This is a genomic window from Vibrio sp. R10-SF1-ISO8 (genome assembly GCF_059833805.1).
Genome location: NZ_JCBDHL010000019.1, coordinates 545,970 through 565,605, shown reverse-complemented (window position 1 = coordinate 565,605; position 19,636 = coordinate 545,970). Strand labels below are relative to the sequence as shown.

Annotated in this window: 22 protein-coding genes and 1 riboswitch; of the genes, 16 read left to right on the top strand and 6 right to left on the bottom strand. The window is 44.9% G+C overall.

The annotated features are described in order from the left end of the window. Positions 1-21 precede the first annotated feature (21 nt). The 7 genes from AC6R00_RS17530 to AC6R00_RS17500 all read left to right on the top strand — a co-directional run bounded on the left by AC6R00_RS17530 (position 22) and on the right by AC6R00_RS17500 (position 3,846). Complete coding sequence (locus AC6R00_RS17530) at positions 22-513, top strand: GNAT family N-acetyltransferase (RefSeq protein ID WP_500641372.1); 492 nt, start codon at positions 22-24, stop codon at positions 511-513. A gap of 60 nt (positions 514-573) precedes the next feature. Next, positions 574-1,176 carry a class I SAM-dependent methyltransferase gene (locus AC6R00_RS17525; protein ID WP_500641371.1) on the top strand — a complete coding sequence of 201 codons (603 nt, stop codon included), beginning with the start codon at positions 574-576 and terminating at the stop codon, positions 1,174-1,176. A gap of 51 nt (positions 1,177-1,227) precedes the next feature. Continuing rightward, positions 1,228-1,527, top strand: coding sequence for an antibiotic biosynthesis monooxygenase family protein (locus tag AC6R00_RS17520; protein ID WP_500641370.1), 300 nt, complete (start codon positions 1,228-1,230; stop codon positions 1,525-1,527). 56 nt (positions 1,528-1,583) lie between these two features. After that, the gene (locus tag AC6R00_RS17515; RefSeq protein WP_500641369.1) at positions 1,584-1,997 is read left to right on the top strand and encodes a nucleotide triphosphate diphosphatase NUDT15; all 414 of its coding nucleotides are present in this window, start codon (positions 1,584-1,586) and stop codon (positions 1,995-1,997) included. A gap of 66 nt (positions 1,998-2,063) precedes the next feature. Further along, positions 2,064-2,510: a GNAT family N-acetyltransferase gene (locus tag AC6R00_RS17510; RefSeq protein ID WP_500641368.1), complete on the top strand. Its 447-nt coding sequence runs from the start codon at positions 2,064-2,066 to the stop codon at positions 2,508-2,510. Positions 2,511-2,534: 24 nt separating this feature from the next. Next, a complete protein-coding gene (locus tag AC6R00_RS17505) occupies positions 2,535-3,017 on the top strand; it encodes a YbaK/EbsC family protein (RefSeq protein WP_500641367.1) in 483 nt (160 codons plus the stop codon). Positions 3,018-3,048: 31 nt separating this feature from the next. Then, complete coding sequence (locus tag AC6R00_RS17500; RefSeq protein WP_500641366.1) at positions 3,049-3,846, top strand: PhzF family phenazine biosynthesis protein; 798 nt, start codon at positions 3,049-3,051, stop codon at positions 3,844-3,846. A 59-nt stretch (positions 3,847-3,905) separates the two neighbouring features. Here AC6R00_RS17500 and AC6R00_RS17495 read toward each other — a convergent pair whose 3' ends face one another. Beyond that, entirely contained in the window at positions 3,906-4,799 is an 894-nt protein-coding gene (locus AC6R00_RS17495; protein ID WP_425667251.1) for a cation diffusion facilitator family transporter, read from the bottom strand. Positions 4,800-4,986: 187 nt separating this feature from the next. Next, positions 4,987-5,865, bottom strand: coding sequence for a LysR family transcriptional regulator (locus AC6R00_RS17490; protein WP_500641365.1), 879 nt, complete (start codon positions 5,863-5,865; stop codon positions 4,987-4,989). Between the two features lie 144 nt (positions 5,866-6,009). Between AC6R00_RS17490 and AC6R00_RS17485 the strand changes: the two genes are divergently transcribed. Continuing rightward, entirely contained in the window at positions 6,010-6,588 is a 579-nt protein-coding gene (locus AC6R00_RS17485; RefSeq protein WP_500641364.1) for a class I SAM-dependent DNA methyltransferase, read from the top strand. 62 nt (positions 6,589-6,650) lie between these two features. Here AC6R00_RS17485 and AC6R00_RS17480 read toward each other — a convergent pair whose 3' ends face one another. Next, a complete protein-coding gene (locus AC6R00_RS17480) occupies positions 6,651-8,651 on the bottom strand; it encodes an acetoacetate--CoA ligase (protein WP_500641363.1) in 2,001 nt (666 codons plus the stop codon). A gap of 225 nt (positions 8,652-8,876) precedes the next feature. Here AC6R00_RS17480 and phhA point away from each other — a divergent pair, with 225 nt between their 5' ends. Next, entirely contained in the window at positions 8,877-9,668 is a 792-nt protein-coding gene (gene phhA / locus AC6R00_RS17475; protein ID WP_500641362.1) for a phenylalanine 4-monooxygenase, read from the top strand. Continuing rightward, complete coding sequence (locus tag AC6R00_RS17470; RefSeq protein ID WP_500641361.1) at positions 9,661-9,990, top strand: 4a-hydroxytetrahydrobiopterin dehydratase; 330 nt, start codon at positions 9,661-9,663, stop codon at positions 9,988-9,990. Before phhA ends, AC6R00_RS17470 begins: the two co-directional genes overlap by 8 nt. Positions 9,991-10,063: 73 nt before the next feature. On the opposite strand, the gene AC6R00_RS17465 is transcribed toward AC6R00_RS17470, so the two are convergent. Then, entirely contained in the window at positions 10,064-10,381 is a 318-nt protein-coding gene (locus tag AC6R00_RS17465; RefSeq protein WP_500641360.1) for a hypothetical protein, read from the bottom strand. A gap of 134 nt (positions 10,382-10,515) precedes the next feature. Continuing rightward, positions 10,516-12,843, bottom strand: coding sequence for a bifunctional diguanylate cyclase/phosphodiesterase (locus AC6R00_RS17460; protein ID WP_500641359.1), 2,328 nt, complete (start codon positions 12,841-12,843; stop codon positions 10,516-10,518). 204 nt (positions 12,844-13,047) lie between these two features. After that, positions 13,048-13,113: riboswitch (Fluoride riboswitch) on the top strand. Between the two features lie 114 nt (positions 13,114-13,227). Between AC6R00_RS17460 and AC6R00_RS17455 the strand changes: the two genes are divergently transcribed. Together AC6R00_RS17455 and AC6R00_RS17450 are read left to right on the top strand one after the other, a co-directional pair. Beyond that, entirely contained in the window at positions 13,228-13,920 is a 693-nt protein-coding gene (locus AC6R00_RS17455; protein WP_500641358.1) for an iron-sulfur cluster assembly scaffold protein, read from the top strand. 15 nt (positions 13,921-13,935) lie between these two features. After that, positions 13,936-14,910 carry a GGGtGRT protein gene (locus AC6R00_RS17450; protein ID WP_500641357.1) on the top strand — a complete coding sequence of 325 codons (975 nt, stop codon included), beginning with the start codon at positions 13,936-13,938 and terminating at the stop codon, positions 14,908-14,910. Positions 14,911-14,923: 13 nt separating this feature from the next. On the opposite strand, the gene AC6R00_RS17445 is transcribed toward AC6R00_RS17450, so the two are convergent. After that, positions 14,924-15,490 (bottom strand): hypothetical protein, encoded by a 567-nt coding sequence (locus tag AC6R00_RS17445; protein WP_500641356.1) that lies wholly within the window; start codon positions 15,488-15,490, stop codon positions 14,924-14,926. Between the two features lie 55 nt (positions 15,491-15,545). On the opposite strand from AC6R00_RS17445, the gene AC6R00_RS17440 reads away from it, so the two are divergent. From AC6R00_RS17440 to secF, 4 genes are all read left to right on the top strand, one after another. After that, complete coding sequence (locus tag AC6R00_RS17440) at positions 15,546-16,214, top strand: flagellar basal body-associated FliL family protein (protein WP_171320779.1); 669 nt, start codon at positions 15,546-15,548, stop codon at positions 16,212-16,214. A 99-nt stretch (positions 16,215-16,313) separates the two neighbouring features. Further along, the gene (locus AC6R00_RS17435; RefSeq protein ID WP_171320780.1) at positions 16,314-16,796 is read left to right on the top strand and encodes a hypothetical protein; all 483 of its coding nucleotides are present in this window, start codon (positions 16,314-16,316) and stop codon (positions 16,794-16,796) included. 79 nt (positions 16,797-16,875) lie between these two features. Next, complete coding sequence (secD, locus tag AC6R00_RS17430; RefSeq protein WP_500641355.1) at positions 16,876-18,723, top strand: protein translocase subunit SecD; 1,848 nt, start codon at positions 16,876-16,878, stop codon at positions 18,721-18,723. Positions 18,724-18,725: 2 nt separating this feature from the next. After that, positions 18,726-19,628, top strand: coding sequence for a protein translocase subunit SecF (secF, locus tag AC6R00_RS17425; RefSeq protein WP_500641354.1), 903 nt, complete (start codon positions 18,726-18,728; stop codon positions 19,626-19,628). Positions 19,629-19,636: the final 8 nt, after the last annotated feature.

The window sequence follows — 19,636 nt, the reverse complement described above, 5'->3', positions numbered from 1 at the left end:
GCTGAAGGTCAAGGAGGACAAATGGAACTAAGGCAAGTAGAGCTCTCAGACGCTCAATGGATTGTAGATATTTATAATCACTACATCGCGACTACCGCAATCTCATTCGAGGAAGAGCCTATTTCTATTGAGGAAATGAAGGTGAGGATTGACTCTGTTCTCACCGCAGGGCTTCCATGGATTGTGCTTGAAGCAGATGGACAGCCCCTTGGATATGCCTATGCGGCAAAATGGAAACCTCGCAGTGCTTATCGCTATACGGTTGAACCATCTATTTATCTATCTAGTGATGCGAAAGGCAAAGGGGCGGGGCAAAAGCTCTATAGGGCCCTTATTGCCCAATTACGCGAACTGGGCATTAAGAATGCGATAGGAACGATTGCACTTCCAAATCCGTCGAGTGTGGCACTACATGAGAAAATGGGGTTTAGAAAGGTTGGAGAGTTTGCCAACATAGGATTCAAGTTTGATCAACATATCTCCGTGGGTTATTGGCAGTTAGAGCTTAACTAAATAGACCAAGCAAACCTGTACTGGGCGCCACGACGAACGAAGGGAAAGATAGAGACTGATATGAAGCCAGAACAAATAGGCAAGGCATACGACCAAATTACTCACATTTGGCAAGGTGAAAGTTTTAACTTAGAGAATGGTATTGATCAACACAAGCGCGCCGTCTCATTTACGGAGAAACGCGGAAAAGCACTTGATATTGGTTGTGGTTGCACTGGGCGATTTATTGATTTGCTGTCTAGAGAAGGGTTCACACCTTCAGGCATGGACGTCTCAAGTGAGATGCTGGCGCTAGCCAAAGAGAAACACCCACAGGTTGAGTTTATCAATGCAGATGTCTGTCAGTACGAATTTGCTGAAAAATACGATTTCATTACCGCTTGGGACAGTATTTGGCATATTCCTTTAGATCAGCAGCGCCAAGTTATGACCAAGATTGTCGATAGTCTCAATATTGGCGGTATCTTCATCTTCTCCTTTGGCGGAACGACTGAAGAGGGCTTTCACACCAACAGCTTTATGGGGCCTGAAGTCTATTACTCGTCACTCGGAACCAATGGATTTTTAAGTTTGTTTATTGAGCAGGGCTGTATGGTTCGACATCTCGAATTTGACCAATACCCAGAGCTCCATACTTATTTGATAGTTGAAAAGCTTAAGTAGCCGCATTGAGCTTCATTAAGGGAAAATTCGCTAGGCATCATGGAGGATGTAATGTACGCAGTTATTTTTAAAGCGAAAACGGGGTACCAAGATGCTCACTATTCTGAGATGGTCGCACTTATGCGTAACCTTGCCTTTGAAAAATACAACTGTCGAGACTTCATCGCGGTAACAGAAGGTTCTCAGGAGATAGCGATCTCTTATTGGGAAAATGAAGAAGACATTCGAAAATGGCACTTAGATAGCCAACACTCCATCGCTCAAAACTTGGGGCGAGAGAAATGGTATTCGTCTTATGTTGTTGAAGTTGTGGAGATAAAACGTAAGTATGCGTTTGGTGAGTCGGTATAATATCGACAAGCGCTCTATATCAAGCTCAAACATACAGCTAAGTGAAGTGGTTAACGATGAACAAACAAGTACGTGTCGGTGTCGCGGTTGTAATCAAGCGAGACAGTCAAATCCTTCTGGGGGAGAGAATTGGTGCTCATGGCGCTCATACTTGGGCAACACCTGGCGGGCACCTAGAATTTGGCGAGTCTATTGAAGAGTGTGCTCAGCGTGAAGTCTTTGAGGAAACTGGATTACAAGTGTCTGCAGTTAGTAAGCTTGGGTTTACCAACGACGTATTTGAACAAGAAGATAAGCACTACATTACGTTATTCGTAGTCGCGGAGTGCGAAGTCGGAGAGGCAAAAATTATGGAGCCGAACAAATGTAAGCAATGGAAGTGGTTTGCATTGGATTCACTTCCGAAACCACTTTTCTTGCCGATGACCAATGTATTGGCTGAAAATCCAGAACTGAAGACGAAATTTTGAGTAACAAAAGACACCTTCATCCTGACAAAGACAGTCAAGTGAATTGAAAACATGATTTACTAAACCATGATCTTTAAAGAAAGTTTGCCAAATAAGGTACCGATGGCGTTGTTGCTTGAAGCTGACCCCAGCGAGCAAAGTATCGCAACGTATCTCAGTGACTCTTGGTGCTTTGTAGCGCTAGACAACGAGCGAATAGTGGCTGTGTGTGCAGTAAAGCCTTTAAATGACACACTTGCCGAAGTATTTAATGTCTCAGTGCTACCTGTTTATCAGCAGAAAGGTATCGGTTCGAAGCTACTTAGGTATGCGCTCGCTGAGCTAAGCAATAAAGGTGTTAAGCGAGTCGAGTTAGGGACGGGAACGTTTGGTTATCAACTGACTTATTATCAAAGGCTAGGTTTTAGAGTCGATAGCGTGGTTAAAGATCACTTTGTAGATAACTACGCTGAAGCTATTTTTGAGTTTGGCATTCAACATAAGGATATGTTGAGGTTATACATACAGTTATAAGAACGAAAAATAAGAGGGAATACTATGTCAACGGAACTGAAAGCTTCATCCATCAAAGTTCAGGACTTTTTATCAAGTCGTGGCCATGATTTCGTGATTCAGCAAATGCCTGCCTCAACTCGCACTGCAGTAGAGGCGGCTGATGCTATTGGCTGTGGTGTCGCTCAAATCGCCAAATCGCTTATTTTTAAAAATGGTCAAACGGGCGAGGCCGTACTGATTGTTGCTTCAGGCACCAATATGGTTTGTGCAGACAAAATTAAACAGCAAACGGGTATCCCACTTGAGAAGGCCAACGCGGCATTTGTCCGAGAGAAAGTTGGATATGCGATTGGCGGTGTGCCTCCCGTCGCCCACTCCGCAAAAGTCCAAACCCTGCTCGACCAGGATTTGAAGCAATACGGTGAGATTTGGGCAGCAGCCGGAACGCCGAATACGGTATTTAGACTAAAGGCTGCAGATCTTGACAGTTTAACGGGCGGTCAATGGCTAGATGTAGCTAAGTAATCGAGCCCCTATTTACGTTGAAAAATTCGCTATGGAACTAGAAATCTATCAAGTTGACTCATTTACCTCCGAGCCTTTTCGAGGGAATCCTGCTGGCGTTTGTATTACTCAAGAGCCGCTCGAAGAATCGGTGATGTATTCGATTGCTGAAGAAATGGCCGTCTCAGAGACAGCGTTTCTCACATTGAGCAACATGCAACTGAGATGGTTTACGCCCAAAGTAGAGGTAGCACTATGCGGTCACGGTACCCTGGCCGTTGCCCATATCCTCGCGCAAAAGGAAGCACTCAAAATAAAGGAGAGCGTTAACTTTAATACACTATCAGGGCAACTAACGGCCAAACTTAATCACAATAGTATCGAACTTGATTTCCCAATTGCTACATTGACCCGCAGTGAAGCTGACTACTCGTTGCTATTTGAAGCTTTAGGATTGAGCCCAAGTCAAGTGAGCGCAACAAGGCAATTTGGTGAAAAAGTACTGATACACGTACCTGATTTACAAATACTGGAGCAATTGAATCCGAATTTTGATGCGATGAAGCAACTGCAAGGTCGTGGAGTGATTGTCACCGCTCTAAGCAATGATGCAGAGATTGATTTTGTATCTCGGTACTTTGCACCTTGGGTAGGCGTCAACGAAGATCCCGTTACAGGGTCTGCTCATTGCGCTTTAGCTGCCTATTGGCAACAGGTGTTAGGAAAAAATAGCTTTAATGCTTACCAAGCCTCCCCTCGGGGTGGGTATATTGGTATAGAGATAGAAGGCCAGCGAGTGAAGTTAAGCGGTACCGCTCGTACCACTATTTCAGGCGTGCTGCACTTGTAACGCGAAACAGTTGTTAATACCAACCGGGATAACTAGATATTTATTCTGGTTGGTATTAATTAGCTCGCAATATTCATGGTTAGATTCAGGTCTAACGAAAGCTTCGACAGTTTATCTTTTAACACTCGGCGGGTTTTATCCAGTTCCGCCACTTCAACTTGTTGACCTTTTGAATGAACGTCAAGATTGACCCTCAGCTCGCGGCCGACCTTAGTGACGGCCGCTACTTTTAGTTGCTGAGACACTTGTTTATCTAATGCAGAGACTTCTTTGTCTACCGCGTTACAAATGGCTTCGTCAGGTTTCATCATTAGCAGCTCACGCAGTGCGCCCATCAACATATCAAACGGCACCTTGATGAAGTAAAAAGACATAAGAATCATCATCATTGGGTCGGCATAAACGGCATACTGTGCAAATGGCGAAATGGAGACTAACCAAGCGGTTACAAAGCCTAACGTGACAGCGACACTTAATAGGGTATCCATTTGCCACTGTTTGCTTTCTGCTTCAATAAGCCCAGAAGAAAAGCGTTTTGATTTGTTGGCGATATACCACCAAGCATAGCCACAACCTAATACGTTCACGACGCCAAACAGAGTCGCAATGCCCGCGTCAACCTCACGACCGCCAGTAAACATAGCCGTCACTGCTGAGTAAAGAGAAACGCTGACAATCGCGAGGATGACACTGCCTTTTACAGCAATGACAACGGGCTCTAGCACTGCTTTACCAAATGGGAATTGACGCTTCGAAGGGCGCTCAATAAAGCGCGAGACAGCCAGCGACAATAAAGTTAACAGCAGACTGACCAATGAATAAACACCGTCAAACACAATAACCAGTGAGCCTACAAGCAAACCGAGTACTAGACCTGCGCCAGCAAAGCCCGATGCGAGCAACGCTGAGAAGGTGAGTATTCGTTTTTCGTTTAAGCTTGTCCTAGCACACATAATGTCATCTCTTGTTTATCTACACTTACAGTGTTCTCAAAACTAGCGCATTTAACAAACATTATATGAGTTTTAGGTATGGTGTATTTTTAACCTTTCTTGGTTAGTCTATATAATTCAATGAGATAGGTATAGAATTTGGTGTCATTATTTTTGACACTCACTGATGGTTTGTTTGTGTGTCAGGCTAAAAATCAAACAGATATTCGTTTAACTTGTCAGCCAACCAAGACATTCCGGGGTGCTCGGCCATGCCTGCTGCGGTAAACATGCAGTAGTCTTCCTGAGTTAAACCATAGGTATGCTTAATCACTGCAAGCTCTTGTTTACGTAATAGATTACGGATCAGAGGTTCTGGTAGAACGCCCCACGCTTCTTCTTCAAGAATCGTATTGAGCATATATTCAAAGCTTGAGAAGCCGATATAACGTAACGAAAACGGCTGAAGTTCAGGGTTGTCTTTCTCATTGAGATAAACCATGACCGCCTGCATCGCGTTACGCAGTTCGTCATCGGATACACGACGTAATTGCGCTAACGGATTGCTGGTTCGGCACACTGACATCAATCGAATTTTTCCGAGTGGCTGATAGGTTATCAGAGGATCATCGAGGCGTTCATAATCGACGCCGAAAGCAAAATCGACCTGAGAGGTGGCGACGAGATTGGCAAGGTCACCACTAGAGGCCAGCACAATATTGAATGTTGTGGCAGGAAAGTGATTGTTGAGTCTATGAGAAAGATCATGCCATAACTCATCGGGCAGTGAATCGTCACGGGCGATCCAAACTTCGGCGTTGAACTCACCGGACACTTGCGCGCAAGTCTGCCTTATACGCGATGCCGTCACCAACAAATTCTGGCTATCTTTATAAATTGCTTTACCTGCTTCAGAAAGCACCAAATTGTTACCGCTGCGGACGAATAGCTCGACGTCGAGATCTTTTTCCAATGCTTTGATTGCCATACTTAATTTAGTGCGGTTGCATTCAAGTTGGCGCGCGGCCTCCGAAACAGAGCCAGTATCTGCAACGGTGCAAAAAGCTTCGATTTGAGATAAGTTCATCTTTTGTTCAATTTGATTAGCTTGAAATCGATATTATATTAATCCTAGGCAATTGTCTGTTTTCAGCATTGAAACGCTATGAATTTCATGCAGTTTTGGTACTCTTGAGAGGTGCCAAGTGAATGTAGTAACAGGGAGATCATGATGGCTAATAGTTGGGACGATGTCGCAGCAAACTGGGACGCGGAAAACGCGACCAATGACTACGCAGATAAGGCGTTTGAGTCGCTACAGAAAGTTATCGATTTTAAAGGAATGCATATTCTGGACTTTGGCTGTGGTACAGGTTTGTTGAGTCAACGGATGTCGCCAGTCGCTAAAGACATTGTCGCGCTAGACAGCTCGGAAGCGATGATCGAACAGCTAGACATGAAAGAGCTTGCCAATGTCGAGCCAGTAGTCGATATCCTCAGTCGTGGACTTGTCGCAATGCACCCAGCATTTAGAGCTCAGTTTGATTTGGTTGTTGCCTCGTCGGTATGCAGCTTTTTACCAAGCTACTCTGATACCGTAGATATTGTCTTCAGTTTGCTCGATGAAGGCAGTTACTTTGTCCATTGGGATTGGTTGTCAGATAAAGACGAAGTCGGCGGTATGACCATCACGCATGCGCAGCAAGTGTTATCCAGTGTTGGTTTCAGTGAAGTTGTTGTAACGACACCATTCGATATAGAAACGCCAGATGGAACGCTAAAGGTACTAATGGCCGTGGCTAAAAAATAATGGTCTAAAACTGATAGCTTAAAGAGATTGAAGAAGCCCGACGATGACGTCGGGCTTTTTGTTTAGACAACAGGATGACCTTGGAACTTCTCGACTTCATCTAGAACCCAAGGGTTAGCGATAGCGCCTTTGTTCTTTATCTCTTCACCATGTAAGACTTGTTTTACCGCAAGCTCGACCAGTTTGCCCGATTTTGTTTTTGGTATTTCAGTCAATGTATAGATTTCTGAAGGTACATGGCGCGGAGAACACTGTGCCCGCAGCGTTTGCTTAATCGTGCTTTCGAGCTCCTTAGTAAGCGTCTGTTCAGGGTTCAGTTGGACAAAAAGCACGATCTTTTCATCACCATCGACGCGCCGTCCTACAGCGATAGAGTCTTGAATTTCAGGAAGTTGATTCACCTTCTGATAAATCTCAGCGGTACCAATTCTCACCCCGCCTGGGTTGAGTGTGGTGTCGCTTCGTCCATAGAAAATCATGCCATTTCGCGCGGTCATTTCAACATCGTCACCATGATGCCAAGTGTTTACATATTTGTCCCAGTAGGCGCTGTGATAGCGTTCACCGTCATCGTGCCAAAATCCTAAAGGTTGATTAGGAAAACTGTTGCGACAAACCAGTTCACCTCGTTCTGCAATCACTTCTTTTCCTGAGTCATTGAACACAGCAACATCCATGCCTAGCCCAGCACCCTGACACTCTCCACGATAAACTGGCGAAATAGGGTTGCCTAATACGAAGCAGCCACAGATATCCGTTCCACCGGAGATGGAAGCCAAATGAAGATCCACCTTGATGTTGGCATACACATAGTCAAACTGTTCGGGGTGCAAGACAGAGCCTGTTGAACACAAGGTTCGTAGGGAGTCCAACGAATAGTGACTACTTGGGTTAAATTGCGACTTTTCAAGCGCTTCCAAATACTTAGCTGAAGTGCCAAACAAGGTCGCTTGCGCATCTTCGCACAGCTGCCACAAAGCATTTGGGTTCGGGTACATAGGGCTGCCGTCGTAAATGACTAGACTAGCACCACTAGCCAATGCTGATACATGCCAGTTCCACATCATCCAACCACAGGTTGTGTAGTAGAAAACGTGATCTTTAGGTTGAACATCACAGTGAAGTTGATGTTCTTTGAGGTGGTTTAGGATTGTTCCGCCAACTGAGTGGACAATACATTTTGGTTTGCCAGTAGTGCCTGAAGAGTAGAGGACAAACAGCGGATCATTGAAACTGATCCTTTGATAGCGCATTCCCCGTGGTAGGAAACTAGCCAAAATGGCTTCCCAGTCTGAAAACGAGTCGTTAAGACCTTGGTTGCTCGGTTGTTGCTGCAAGTAATCAATCTGACAAGTATTCACTAAACTCGGCATAGCATCGACAATTTGTCGATTCTTCTCTTCCATATGAAAAGTTTTGCCGTTGAAGTCGTAGCCATTGCAGCAAAACAGGATCTTAGGCTGAACTTGACCAAAGCGCTCAATGACGCTTTCTGCACCGAAGTCAGGGGAGGTTGACGTCCATATCGCACCTAGGCTTGTCGTCGCTAACATGGCGATAACGGTTTCTGGCATGTGCGGCAAGTACCCAGCAACGACGTCCCCTTTTTCGACGCCATTGTGTTTTAACCATTGTTGAAGAATAGACACCTGATCACACAACTCTTGCCAAGAGAGTTTTCGGCAATCTCCACGCTCATTTTTAAACCAGATGGCGATGTCGTCAGGAGCTTGGAATGCGTAGGCAAGGAGGTTTTCTGCATAATTGAGTTGCGATTGAGGGAACCAAATAGTGTCTCGACTAGGGCTGAATGTTCCCCATTTGGCCAAACCTTCACCTAAAATACAGTCGCCTTTGTAACCAATAACATCGCAAAATTGCCAGACTTCTAACCAGAAATCTTTTTTGCACTCTACTGACCAGCGATGTAAGTCAGAGTAGTTTTCTATCGCATCTCCCTGAATATTAATGTGTTTTATGAACTGATCTAGATTTGATGATTCTATACGCTCGCGACTAGGCGCCCAGATCGGGGAAGGGAAGCGCTGCTCTGAGTTAGACATGACATCCTCGTCTTTTTGTTCTCCGTTATCCAAATAAGCTTTGATGAAAATATAGGCAAAGTCAAACAAGTGGGGTGACTTCAGCTCCATGAAAAATAAGCAAAAAGCTGTCAAATGTAAAAATTATGTTACAGGAAAGGGTGGCGATAGAGTTGGCTTGGAAAATTGTCACCGTCTTAGCATGGCGATAGGCTTAATGTAACGGATTTGTTAACGGAGCTAGGTATGGCACAGTATCATTCTAAACCTGTGAATGAGCACGGGATTGTGGAGTGGAGCCCAGAAGAGAATGAGGTTTGGCGCGATTTGGTTGAGCGTCAACTGCATTTGGTGAACCAAAGAGCGTGTAAAGAGTATTTGGCAGGACTCGAACTGCTTGATTTGCCAATAGATAGAGCTCCGCAGATTGTTGATATCAATCGAGTATTAAAGGAATCGACGGGTTGGCAGGTGGAACCTGTACCAGCATTAATCAATTTTGACCGATTTTTTGCTCTGCTTGCAGATAAGAAATTTCCGGTGGCGACATTCCTGCGAACTCGTAAAGAGTTTGACTACCTCCAAGAACCGGACTTTTTCCACGAAATCTTTGGTCATTGCGCAATGTTGACCAACCCCGAGTTTGCCCAGTTTACTCAGACCTATGGGGATCTTGGACGCAATGCTAGCGATAAAGAGCGAGTCTATCTGGCGCGCTTATATTGGTTCACAGTTGAATTTGGACTCGTTAAAGAAGGCGATCAAACTAAGATTTATGGTGGTGGCATATTGTCCTCACCAGGCGAAACACTCTATGCGTTAGATGATCCCAAAGCGCAGCGAGTAGAATTCGATATTCATACGGTTCTAAGAACACCTTATCGCATTGATATCATGCAGCCAGAGTACTTTATATTGGATAGCATTCAACAATTATACAAACTAAGTAAAATGGATTTGATGTTCCATGTTAAACAGGCGATGCAGGCTGGATTATTACCCCCATTATTTGAACCAAAGGAAGTGACACATGCTTGATGAATTACGTTGTGAGTCTTGTACCAGTAGCGCAGTGGCGTTAGGAGCAGAAGAGAGAAGGTTGCTACTCACAGAGCTAGAAGGCTGGGAGATGTTAGAACGCGATGGTATTCCTCAATTGGAGAAAGTCTACAAATTCAAGAACTACAAACTTGCGTGGGCGTTTGCCAACCAAGTGTCTGAGTTAGCTGAAGAGGAATTTCATCACCCATCGATACTTCTTGAATGGGGAAAAGTGACTGTAACTTGGTGGAGCCACTCTATTAAAGGGCTGCATCAAAATGATTTTATCTGTGCGGCTAAGTGTGACCGCTTAGACTAGCTCAACAGATCCTAGAAACAACAAAGCCTGAGGAGTGAGTTCTCAGGCTTTGTTTTTTTGGGGCTACCCAAGATTAAAATGAAGGAAGGTAACGCTGCTCGCGAATGACATCACCATTCTCATCAATAATTTCGAAGGTAAACGTGCGGCCGTTATCCAGTAAGTTTGCCGCCATAAAAGTACCTTTTTCACCTGTAGTGAAGTACTTGGTTCCGTTCCCTTTGACTTTTACTTTGACGTCACTGATTGGCATGCCACTCTCAGTAACGGTGACAATAGCTTGGTTTTCAATAGTCTTGATTCGGATTGATTGATCCTTTGCTGGCATTGCAAATACGACTGTTGAAGTTAGGGCGGTAAGTGCGATTGCTTTTAGTACTGTTTTCATCATGAATTCCTCTCAACTTTTGGCTGTAGTTAATTTTGTAAACTGCGTCTTGTGCGCTTGAGAGAAATAATATGTGTGAATTAAATCACAAAAAATAATATAAATTCGTTATTCATATTCGAAATTTTCGAACAAGGTTAAGCGGTCGCTTTTGTCTGGTTATCAAGGACTCTTTCTATACCACACACAGTAAGAGGCTTAGATTTCAAGTACCCTTGGATTAAGTTACAACGATGCTGGGTTAAGAAAGCGAGTTGCTCTGGGGTTTCTACGCCTTCGGCGACGACTTCAAGATCGATGGTATGCGCCATGTTGATAATCGCCTGACAAAGGCTATCGGCATTATGCTGACCAAGTGCAATACGGCTGACGAAACTGCGATCGACTTTGATCACGTCAACAGGGTAATCATTGAGCACCGAGAGTGAAGAGTAGCCTGTGCCGAAGTCATCCAAGTAAAGGGTTACACCGAGATCTTTGATACGCTGAAGTTGGCTGGCGTTGCACTCGTCCGCTAGAAGCATAGATTCTGTTATCTCAATACCGATGAGATGGGCAGGAAAAGATTGACTTTCAAGTAAATGCGCTAACGTATGGTAGATATGCTCTGACTCAAACTGCTTGGCCGACACATTAATATTAAACCGAGGTACATTGTTGCCTTGCCGCGAGATCCACAATCGCTCTAGAATCTTGCAGCACTCTTTCGCCACCCAATCACCTATTGGAATGATCTGACCGGTCTCTTCTGCGATCGGGATAAAGTCTTGGGGAGAGATAAATCCTAGCTTAGGGTGATTCCATCTAAGTAGAGACTCAAATCCGACGACCGTATCACTGCTTGTTTCATAGATAGGTTGATAGACCAATGACAACTGCTTGAATGCGAGTGCGCCGGTCAGCTCTTGCTCTAAAGTAAAGCGTTTCTTAGCCTGATTAAACATTTGGTCATGGAAGAAGACGACCTTCTCATTGGAAGAGCTTTTAGCCTTATACATCGCGGTATCTGCCTCACGAAGAATACCGGCAATGGTCTGTTTGGGGTCAGTGACCACTGAAATACCAATGCTCGCGCCTATATGGCAAGACTGACCATCGATCGTGTAGGGCTGACTTAGCACTTTGGCATAGCGATGGCATATGTGTGTCAGTGCTCCACGTGAGGTTAATCGAGGTAAGCAGATGATGAACTCGTCACCGCCAAAGCGAAAGCTCATATCGTCGTCGCGGCAATGGCTGGTTAATCGAGATGCAACTTCCTTGAGCAATTTGTCACCGTGGAGGTGACCCATAGAGTCGTTGATGACTTTAAATCGATCTAAGTCGATAAAGAGTATCGAGAAGCCGTTAGATGACCCTTTTTGTAAATACCTAAGCTGTTTATCTATTTCTCGATTGAGTGCAGTTCGATTGTTTAACCCAGTTAAGTTATCTTTGACCGCTTGAATAGCAAGACTTCGGGTTTTCTCTTCGATCAGTTGATCAGAGACTTTCAATCGGGTGGCATAGAAGTTTGCGGCTATTGAAACAGAACCCGTTAAAAGAAAAATTAACAGGATGGACGCTGTACTATACAAAGCAGTACTGCCACTGCTATCCATCTTTGAAATCGAAATTGTCCACTCCTGATTGAATAGCGGGACACGTACAGTTTGGTCAAGCGAAACGAGCCGTGCGGTTAGGCCATCTTCTTTAAGCTTGGTGTTGATATGAGACTCAAAGGCAAGCTCATGGTTTGGTTGAACATAGACTTCAATTTCAGTTGTGGCTGAGTTCACTTCTCGTTGCCATATCTCACCAAGTAGTTCATGGAAAACAACCTTAGCGACAATAAATCCTTCAAGCTTTCCAGCGGTAGAGAACTTAGGTAAGACCAAGTTTGCAGCCAGTTGACCTTCTTCAACAAAATCGGCAACACCGACTCGATTGGAGGTAATAGCACGGGACATCGCGCTAACCAGTTGAGTGTCACTCTCTAATCGAAAGCCTAGATCATCACTCCCTTCAAACGAGGAGGATAGGTAGTAAACAGGAACCGTTTGATTACTGAGAAACCATGTTTTGTCTTCATTGGTCGATAACGGCGGAGTGAGCTCAAAGCCTAGAAAGCCGTTTTGCCGTGCGGTCTGCTTAAACTCAGAAATCTGATCAATGGGTACAGTAGGCGCCCAAATCACAGCTTGAACGTTTGGCAGCAGCGAAGATTGCTCTGAAAAGTATGCTTCAAATTGTTTAGGTGTTGGCTTATTGCCATTCGATAAAAATGCTCTAGTTGAATAGAGCAGCCTTTCAATCGAGTTTAGTGATTGTTGAAGGGTCTGTACTTGGTTGCTTAGCTGCGCGGTAAGTTGGCTATTGAGCTTTTGGGTTTCATAATGATGAACGATTAAGTAGCTGCCTCCAGCAAGACTTAGACCGATAATCCAGATCAAAAGAAAATGTTTAAGTGACAGAGCAAGTTTCAAGGCAGAGTCAGAGGTAATCCGTTACACATACTTAAATGGTAACTGCAATTAACATTAATGCAAATGATAATTGATAACAAACAGAATCAACAGTAAAAGTAATTGTTACATTTGGTTTAATTGGTCTGCTTATATAAATTGGGTTGATTATAAGTTTTCACTCTAAATAAAGGATTGCATAAAAGTGTGATGTGGATCTATTCTATTTCCCAAGGTGATGGGGTTCCACCTACTTAACCGCCAATTCTGGCTGATGACTCCTACAGATACGAAAACAGGTGATGCTGTTGTGAATAAACCACTCGTTAACGAGTCGGTTTGACGTTCTGTAGAGAAGTTATACCTTCACACCTCACTTGTTTTCCTAACGATTAGGAAAACGCCATGCAATACTCTTCTGAAATTCAATCAATGTGCCCAATTCAACGTGGGGATTTACATCCATCTGCGCCCATTCCAGTGGAAGGGTTAATGGTGCGGCCAAAAGATGTTATCGCGATTTCTGGTTTAAGCCACGGTGTTGGTGCTTGTGCTCCCCAGCAAGGGGCTGCGAAACTCACTTTGAATGTTAAGCAAGGCATCATCGAAGAAGCGCTGATTGAGACTATAGGCTGCTCTGGAATGACGCACTCAGCGTCTATGGCGGCTGAAATATTGACTGGAAAAACCATCCTAGAAGCGCTAAATACCGATCTGGTCTGTGACGCGATTAATGTCGCGATGCGCGAGCTATTCCTCCAATTTGTTTATGGGCGTACTCAATCTGCTTTTTCTGAAGGCGGGTTAGAAATTGGCGCTGCGTTGGAAGATCTCGGTAAAGCTCAGAGAAGTCAGGTTGGAACGAGTTACTCGACGATGGCGAAAGGAGTGAGATATATGGAACTTGCTGAAGGCTACGTAACCAAACTTGCGCTCGACGAGAATGATGAAGTCATCGGGTATCAGTACCTTAACCTTGGCAAAATGATGGCAAACATTGAAAGTGGAATGGAGGCTGAAAGCGCAATGCTAGACGCGAGTGGAACGTATGGACGCTTCGATGAAGCTGTAAAAACGATCAATCCGCGTAACGCTTAATCTGAGGGCCCAATCATGAATATTTCGACAACTCAATTACTTAATCACATGAACTTTTCTACTCTAGAAGAGGCGCATCATTACTGTCTGACTTTCGGAATTGACCCTAAGCAAGTAGTACTTGAAACTCAGCCGATTGCATTTGATAACGCTTGTGATGCGTATACCTTAGGGACGGCACTAGCACTGTTTCGCCAATCAGAAAACGCGGAGCAGGCAGCGCTAGCCATCGGTGAAGGGCTACAAGCGTTTACCAAAGTGGGCAGCGTTGCCCAGCAAAGACAAGTAGGTTTAGGGCACGGTGCTTTGGCTGCTCGACTGCTTAATGAGCAAACGCAGTGCTTTGCATTTCTCGCAGGTCATGAGTCTTTTGCTGCAGCGGAAGGAGCGATTAAAATTGCTCTCAATGCTAACAAGTCGAGAACTACACCTCTTAAAGTGATCTTGAATGGACTCGGTAAAGATGCGGCCTACTTAATCGCCAGAATTAACGGATTTACCTATGTAAGAACCGAGTTCGACTACCAAACCGGGGAGCTGGTGGAGGTTGAAAGAAGACGTTTCTCTCAGGGCGCGCGTGGTGAGATTCTCTGTTACGGCGCTGATGATGTCAGAGAGGGCGTGGCGATCATGCATCGTGAATCGGTAGACGTCAGTATTACGGGTAATTCGACTAACCCTACACGCTTTCAGCATCCGGTCGCCGGTATCTACAAATCTGAGTGCAATGCTCAGGGCAAAGCGTATTTTTCGGTTGCCTCTGGTGGTGGTACTGGACGAACGCTACACCCAGATAATGTTGCGGCAGGACCAGCAAGTTACGGAATGACGGATACCATGGGGAGAATGCACGCAGATGCCCAGTTTGCAGGAAGCTCTTCAGTGCCAGCTCATGTGGCAATGATGGGCTTCATCGGTATGGGGAATAATCCTATGGTAGGCGCATCCGTGGCACTCGCAGTGGCGGTGGAACAGCAACTTCATCACTAAGGTAAAACCGGAATTAATCCTGAGGCTTTGGTTTGGCGTTTTCCAGAGCCTCAATCTCTTTTCTATAGCGCCCTTCAAGTATGGTCAGTTTACTGATCAAGGATTCAATATCTTTCCTCATTGCTTGGTTAACCTGTGAGTATTGCCAACCGCTAATGACATTAGATTGGCTACCTGATTGTTTGCAATGTTTACTGATCGATAACCAACGTTTTTCCATCGCGTTCGCTTGATTGACTAATGGGTCAAGTAACCGTTTCTCTTCGTTTATCCTGCTTATCACAACACCGGAAGCCTCCGCTTGGGTTTGCATATGCTGATGAAAGGAGTGATTGCCGCTTTGCCACAGCCCTTGCAGTTCATTGGCGGTGAACTCCTGATATAAGAAAGGCTGAGCTTGGTGTATCTGGAGAAACTGATTGAATCGAGTCGCGTGAAAGTTATATTTCTGATCCAATTCTTGCTGAAGTTTGAGGGCACGATTCCATGATTCGGCGTCGCAATGCGCACTATTTGCCCCATAAGGTAAAGTGATCAGCAATGCTGCCGCTATAGTTATATTAATACTGTGCCATTTCATTATGATGGTTGTGGTGTTTGCAACCTCTTAAGTATAGGAAAAGAATCAGGGCGATATGAAAAAGGTCATTATGCTTCTCCTGCTGCTCGTCGGCATAGGCTGTGCTGCGGGTGGTTACTACATCTTCTATTACAAACCTCAACAAGACGCGTTGGCGATGGAAGGGGTAGAGGAAGAAGAGCCAATGACACCCATTCTTCTGGTTGAAGAGGAAGAAGAGGTCGAGCCACCGCCGCCGATTACCGACTACTATGTTAGCCCTCCCAAACTGGGTGTGCGCGAAGCGCCAGATTACTCCGCGTTTGTGGAAAATGTGGTCTATCGTGGTGACAAGCTGCATATCTTAGAAAAACGCGATGGCTGGGGAAGAATATCGCCTTACTATGTGTATGAAGAAGGTGGGCCTGAAGTTGCAGAATGGGTACCAATGGAAGCACTTTTGGAAGTGGCTCCAACCATTACCAAGCAAGAGAGAGTAGAAACCGTCACTACTTATATTGAAGATTCTGATGATTTTAAACAGCATTTCGAAATGTTCATTAAGACAACAGATAACCTGCTAAAAGAAGGGACGTGTGTACCGGAGGATTTTGAAGAAACTCAAGGTTGGATACGTTCGGTGACGTTTGAAGATATTGATGCCTACTTTGTGTACTGCGGTGGCTTGAAGCAAGCCAATAAGATCTATTTGGATGTTCAAACGGGTAAGATTTTCTATCGTTAAAACCCACCAAATTTGAAATGTTAGCTTTTAGATTATTTTAGTTGTCTGTTGCCAAGGTTAGATCTACTATCACGCTGTTGACTACTATCAGGTTCATCAATGCTTCAACGAATCGTTTCATATATCTGGCTTTTTACACTTGCGATGGCATTGCCAACGCAGGCGTTTGCCTATGTATTGCAAGCTGAAAATGAAGCATCTGCACGCCTTAACTATCGTGCGAACGCTTTACTGCCCCTTTCAAATAGTGACTTCCAAGCTCTATTTGATGAAGTAAAGCAAGAGCCTCAATCAGAACCTGTTACCAAAGCCGATTTTTCGCAAGATTGGCTAGCCATCATCAATGCTAATCGCTGGCTGAATGTCACTCGCTACCTTGATGATGGTGAGTCCTCTTCAAACATTGATTTACCAAGCTTTGAACCTGCTGCAATAGCGCTATTTAGGTTGTATAAACTTCCTAAAATAGAATCAGGTTTAGGCGTTACATCACGCTACAATTCCCCTTACCGCATTTCTGGTTGGAAAGAGACCAACGCGCTTTACGTGGCGCTTAACGGTCAGTATTCCGTTATTTCCTAACTTACATACCGAAGCTATAGCCTTCACCGTTTATTCCTAGGCACAGATCTATCTGTACCCAGCTAAGTTAAGAAATATTATGAAAAAAAATCCTATAAAGCAGGCGAAATCCGCACGCCTGATGAACCACTATTCTGCATGGAAATATGTGGTTCTTATCGCAACAGTGGTAATGCTGACCCTTAGCGCCATTCCAACTTGGTATGGTGAAAAACCTTCCATTCAGGTGACAACGTCACAAGTTGGCTCAAACAACATTGTTAATAATGTCACCGAACTCAACCGCTATCTGGATCAACGCGATATCCAAGTAAACGAAATCGAGCAGGTTGGTAACAAAACAACGCTCGTGTTTGAAAACGAAACTGAGCAAACTCAAGCACGTCAGGCGCTAGATAAGCTATTAGGGAAAGAAGACTCGATTACCTTTTCTTATGTCTCCGTCGCGCCTAAGTGGCTAGGTGATATGGGCTTTAGTCCTATCAAGCTAGGTTTGGACTTACGTGGTGGTGTGCAGTTTTTGCTCAATGTTGATATTGACAAGGCATTTGAAGACCAACGCAACAGCTTAGTTGATGAAGTGAGAGACTTCTTGCGTCAGGAAAGATTGCGCGGTATTCAAATTTCTTCGGTTGGTTCTGAAGCCTTTGATGTTAAGACTGACACTGACAATGCGCTGGCTCAAGTGAATACTTTCCTTAAGCAGAACTACCCGAACTGGGACGTGAAGCGCCATTCGGATTACCTTGCGGTTAAGCCAACGCCAGAGAGTAAATCTGAGTTCCAGTCGGTCACTATCAAGCAAAACTTAAAGATCATGCGTGATCGCATTGAAGAGCTAGGCATTACAGAAGCTCTAGTTCAGCGTCAAGGCGAACACAGTATTCGTATTGAGTTACCTGGTGTGCAAGACCCTTCATTGGCGAAGAACGTTATTGGCGCAACGGCGACTTTGGCTTTCCATGAATCACGTACTCCTTCAGAGGGTAAAGCTTACGGCGACGTTGTTTTGAAAGACAATGACGGTCGTGATGTGACTCTAGCAAAACGTCCAGTTCTGACTGGTGAGCACATTATTAATGCGCGTGCTGGCATTGATAAAATGGGATTCTCTGAGGTAAACATCTCCCTTGATCATGCTGGTGGCAAAATCATGAGTGATTTCTCTGGGGGCCATATCGGCAAACCAATGGCAACTGTGTATCGCGAATATACGACTAACGCTAAGGGTGAAACTGAACGTAGCGAGCGAGTCATCAGTGTCGCAACCATTCAATCTCAACTAGGCAGTCAGTTCCGCATCACAGGTGCAGGCTCAATGGAAGACGCACAGAACCTTGCATTATTGCTTCGCGCTGGCTCGTTGACCGCACCAGTGACGATTGTTGAAGAGCGCACTATTGGCGCTTCATTGGGTGCTGAAAACATTCAAAATGGCTTTGCCGCTCTTGCGCTTGGTTTAGCGATGACATTGACCTTTATGGCGCTTTGGTATCGCCGATTAGGCTGGGTCGCCAACGTTGCACTAATGGTTAACATGGTGAGTTTACTTGGTTTGATTGCACTTCTACCTGGTGCCGTCCTGACTTTACCTGGTATCGCAGGTCTAGTTTTAACGGTCGGTATGGCGGTAGATACCAACGTACTGATATTCGAACGTATCAAGGACAAACTCGCTGAAGGGCGTACATTCGCTCAGTCGATTGACCTTGGGTTTGATAGTGCATTGAGCACGATTCTTGACGCCAACATTACAACCATGATCACTGCTGTCGTTCTTTACTCGATTGGTAATGGTCCAATTCAAGGCTTTGCCTTAACTCTAGGTCTGGGTCTGTTGACCAGTATGTTCAGTGGTGTGTTCGCATCACGCGCAATCATCAATTTGGTATGGGGACGCGATGCGCGTCGCGATGTGAGGGTATAACCATGGTTGAATTTTTTAAACAGCATATTCGTCGAGTTCGCTACATTACCAACTTTGTATCGTTCGCGTTAATGGTCATCTCTCTTGTTGCGTTGGGGGTGAATGGCTTAAACATGGGGCTCGACTTTACCGGCGGTATGGTCACTGAAGTCAAAGTAGACAACAATGTTACTCATGAACAACTTGTTGACGCCCTGCAACCAGAATTAGGTCAGTTCACTAATGTGACTCACTCAGATCAAGATGGTCGTTGGGTAATTCGCTATCCAATTCCTGAGCAAGGCGAACAGTCAGCAGACCTGGTTACAACGCTCTCGCCGATCTCCCACCAAGTGGATGTGATCAGCAATAGCATGGTCGGTTCTCAAGTAGGTCAAGACTTAGTCGATCAAGGTGGCTTAGCACTGATGATCTCTATGATGTGTATTTTAGGTTATCTGTGTTTCCGCTTTGAGTGGCGATTGGCAAGCGGCTCTTTGTTAGCATTGGTTCACGATGTGGTGCTTGTGTTGGGCTTTTTCGCTGCAACACAGATGGAATTTAACCTGACCGTGTTTGCTGCGATACTGGCGATTCTTGGTTACTCGCTTAACGACTCGATAATCATTGCCGACCGAATTCGTGAGTTGTTGATCGCTAAACAGTCATTGCCAACCGAAGAGATTAACGACCAAGCCGTTATGGCGACCTTCTCGCGAACTATGGTGACTTCGGGTACCACGTTAATGACGGTATCGGCATTGTGGATTATGGGCGGTAGCGCGCTGCAAGGTTTCGCTATTGCGATGTTCATCGGTATTCTGTCAGGAACCTGGTCTTCGATCTCCATGGGTACGGTGTTACCAGAATGGCTAAAACTTGAGCCCAAGCACTATCTTCCTGTCGAGATTGACAACGCGCCATAAAGCGATGA

What these genes read in the sequence shown, in the direction of transcription:
- AC6R00_RS17445 (WP_500641356.1), bottom strand. Translation starts at nt 15,490, where the DNA reads ATGAAATGGCACAGTATTAATATAACTATAGCGGCAGCATTGCTGATC.
- AC6R00_RS17435 (WP_171320780.1), top strand. Translation starts at nt 16,314, where the DNA reads ATGCTTCAACGAATCGTTTCATATATCTGGCTTTTTACACTTGCGATG.
- AC6R00_RS17495 (WP_425667251.1), bottom strand. Translation starts at nt 4,799, where the DNA reads ATGTGTGCTAGGACAAGCTTAAACGAAAAACGAATACTCACCTTCTCA.
- secD (WP_500641355.1), top strand. Translation starts at nt 16,876, where the DNA reads ATGAAAAAAAATCCTATAAAGCAGGCGAAATCCGCACGCCTGATGAAC.
- AC6R00_RS17530 (WP_500641372.1), top strand. Translation starts at nt 22, where the DNA reads ATGGAACTAAGGCAAGTAGAGCTCTCAGACGCTCAATGGATTGTAGAT.
- AC6R00_RS17465 (WP_500641360.1), bottom strand. Translation starts at nt 10,381, where the DNA reads ATGATGAAAACAGTACTAAAAGCAATCGCACTTACCGCCCTAACTTCA.
- AC6R00_RS17480 (WP_500641363.1), bottom strand. Translation starts at nt 8,651, where the DNA reads ATGTCTAACTCAGAGCAGCGCTTCCCTTCCCCGATCTGGGCGCCTAGT.
- phhA (WP_500641362.1), top strand. Translation starts at nt 8,877, where the DNA reads ATGGCACAGTATCATTCTAAACCTGTGAATGAGCACGGGATTGTGGAG.
- secF (WP_500641354.1), top strand. Translation starts at nt 18,726, where the DNA reads ATGGTTGAATTTTTTAAACAGCATATTCGTCGAGTTCGCTACATTACC.
- AC6R00_RS17470 (WP_500641361.1), top strand. Translation starts at nt 9,661, where the DNA reads ATGCTTGATGAATTACGTTGTGAGTCTTGTACCAGTAGCGCAGTGGCG.
- AC6R00_RS17440 (WP_171320779.1), top strand. Translation starts at nt 15,546, where the DNA reads ATGAAAAAGGTCATTATGCTTCTCCTGCTGCTCGTCGGCATAGGCTGT.
- AC6R00_RS17525 (WP_500641371.1), top strand. Translation starts at nt 574, where the DNA reads ATGAAGCCAGAACAAATAGGCAAGGCATACGACCAAATTACTCACATT.
- AC6R00_RS17455 (WP_500641358.1), top strand. Translation starts at nt 13,228, where the DNA reads ATGCAATACTCTTCTGAAATTCAATCAATGTGCCCAATTCAACGTGGG.
- AC6R00_RS17485 (WP_500641364.1), top strand. Translation starts at nt 6,010, where the DNA reads ATGGCTAATAGTTGGGACGATGTCGCAGCAAACTGGGACGCGGAAAAC.
- AC6R00_RS17490 (WP_500641365.1), bottom strand. Translation starts at nt 5,865, where the DNA reads ATGAACTTATCTCAAATCGAAGCTTTTTGCACCGTTGCAGATACTGGC.
- AC6R00_RS17510 (WP_500641368.1), top strand. Translation starts at nt 2,064, where the DNA reads ATGATCTTTAAAGAAAGTTTGCCAAATAAGGTACCGATGGCGTTGTTG.
- AC6R00_RS17450 (WP_500641357.1), top strand. Translation starts at nt 13,936, where the DNA reads ATGAATATTTCGACAACTCAATTACTTAATCACATGAACTTTTCTACT.
- AC6R00_RS17500 (WP_500641366.1), top strand. Translation starts at nt 3,049, where the DNA reads ATGGAACTAGAAATCTATCAAGTTGACTCATTTACCTCCGAGCCTTTT.
- AC6R00_RS17520 (WP_500641370.1), top strand. Translation starts at nt 1,228, where the DNA reads ATGTACGCAGTTATTTTTAAAGCGAAAACGGGGTACCAAGATGCTCAC.
- AC6R00_RS17505 (WP_500641367.1), top strand. Translation starts at nt 2,535, where the DNA reads ATGTCAACGGAACTGAAAGCTTCATCCATCAAAGTTCAGGACTTTTTA.
- AC6R00_RS17515 (WP_500641369.1), top strand. Translation starts at nt 1,584, where the DNA reads ATGAACAAACAAGTACGTGTCGGTGTCGCGGTTGTAATCAAGCGAGAC.